Source organism: Streptomyces katrae, from assembly GCF_000966975.1.
GTDB lineage: Bacteria > Actinomycetota > Actinomycetes > Streptomycetales > Streptomycetaceae > Streptomyces > Streptomyces katrae.
The window spans coordinates 1-964 of record NZ_JZWV01000850.1; the positions used below are offsets into that span (position 1 = coordinate 1).

1 protein-coding gene is annotated in these 964 nt (G+C 69.7%); it reads right to left on the reverse strand.

Annotated elements, in window-relative coordinates:
- The coding region (locus VR44_RS27925) for an IS481 family transposase (protein ID WP_045950385.1) at positions 1–923 on the reverse strand (923 nt) is incomplete at its 3' end.
- Positions 924–964 lie beyond the last annotated feature (41 nt).

A 964-nucleotide genomic window follows, 5' to 3' on the forward strand; every position in this document is an offset into this window, starting at 1 on the left:
GTGTGGCAGCGGTGGTGGTTGTAGGTGTGGAGGAAGTCTGCCAGGGCTGCTGTCCGCTCGTCGTTGGATTTGTAGGGCCGCTGGTAGGCCCACTCGTCGAGCAGGGTGCGGTTGAAGCGTTCGACCTTGCCGTTGGTCTGTGGCCGGTAGGGCCGGGTCTTCTTGTGGGTGATGCCGGCCGCGGCCAGGGTCTGGGCGAACAGCTTGGACTTGTAGCAGGAGCCGTTGTCGGTCAGGACGCGCTCGACGGTGATGCCGTGGGCGGCGAAGAACGCGTTCGCCCGGGTCCAGAAGCCGGCGGCGGTCTCCTTGCGTTCGTCGGGGAGGACTTCGCTGTAGGCCAGGCGGGAGTGGTCGTCCACGGCGGAGTGGATGAAGGAGTAGCCGATCACGGGTTTGGAGCTCTTGCGCCGGGCGGTGGCGGCGATCTTGTTGTCCATGGCCTGGCGGCGGTCCATGACCCGGTGGCCGCCGCCGTTGGGGATGTTGCCGAGCTTCTTGATGTCGACGTGGACCAGCTCGCCCGGCCGGGCCCGTTCGTAGCGGCGGATGACCCGGCCGGTGGGCCGGTCGAGGAAGGCCAGGCGGTTGATGCCGTGGCGGACCAGGATCCGGTGGACCGTCGAGGCGGGCAGGCCGAGGACCGGGCCGATGCGGGCAGGTCCGAGCTTGCGGTCGATCCGCAGGCGGCAGACCCGGGCCTCGGCCGTGACCGGGGTGCGGTGCGGTGTCGTTCGGGGCCTGCTGGGCCGGTCGGCCAGCCCGGCCTCGCCCTCGGCCCGCCAGCGGCGGATCCACTTGTGGGCAGTCGGGCGGGATATGCCCATTTCGGCAGCCACATGAGCGACCGGACGCCCGGCGAGAACACGCTCGACCAGGATCCGCCTGCCGTGCAGGGTCAGCCGGGCATTACGGTGGGACACGAAGACCTCCGTGTGCGGTGTGGAGCCTAGACACCTCCACC